Genomic DNA, 727 nt, shown 5'->3' with positions numbered 1-727 from the left:
CATGTTCTTGATAATGGCGATGATCCTATCGAACTTTTTCATCATTTGACGCTCCATCTTTTTGATACTGTCAAGGATGATCTTTGTCCCCTCCCCAAAAGGGTCAAGGTTGTTCTCCTTGAAGTATTGTACCATTCCATCCAATACCTCACTATGCGATTTGCTGAACTTTTTGGAATAGCAACGAAAGCGTGTGGCCGTTTCCTTCTTTACGGTAATATTGGAATAACCACCGCTTCCTTTCTTTGTCCTGCCGTTTGTTGATTGCTTTTCCATGGGTGCGATTTTGTTTTTTAGTGAAATTGCGTCAATTTTTTCATCAAAAATTTCCAGTGTTTATAGGGCTTCCCAAAGGGTTTACTGTAGATTTCGGAAAAGTCTACTGTAGCCCCTGTTTTTGCACAGTATTCCAAAATCTATTCAATTGACTGGTTTTCAACTTGTTGAAGACCCTAAAACAACCGTGATGGCGCAATCTGCGCATCACCCTCTTGCTATTCCTACGTCCCGCAAGCGGGACCGAATGAATACTCCCTGATCATCCTTCGGCTGATCGGCCTGTCTGCATATGATCTATCAGATTTTGCATGTCCTCCCCTATCTTGTGTTCCAATACCCTGGCATAGATTTGTGTGGTGGACAGTTTGGTATGGCCGAGCATTTTTGAAACGGTTTCAATTGGTACACCATTGGAAAAGGTAACAGTGGTCGCAAAAGTGTGCCTGGC

2 protein-coding genes are annotated in these 727 nt (G+C 43.1%); both read right to left on the bottom strand.

Features of this window, described 5'->3' with window-relative positions; genetic code table 11:
* On the bottom strand, positions 1–276 hold a 276-nt coding region (locus DCK90_RS16865; protein ID WP_317046428.1), incomplete at its 3' end, for a BfmA/BtgA family mobilization protein.
* Positions 277–538: 262 nt separating this feature from the next.
* Positions 539–727, bottom strand: a 189-nt coding sequence (locus DCK90_RS16860) for a tyrosine-type recombinase/integrase (RefSeq protein WP_159075876.1), incomplete at its 5' end; no start/stop codon positions are given.

Origin of the sequence: Muricauda brasiliensis (assembly GCF_003057865.1) — a bacterium.
Taxonomy (GTDB): Bacteria; Bacteroidota; Bacteroidia; order Flavobacteriales; family Flavobacteriaceae; genus Flagellimonas; species Flagellimonas chongwuensis.
This window is presented reverse-complemented; position numbering and strand designations above follow the sequence as displayed.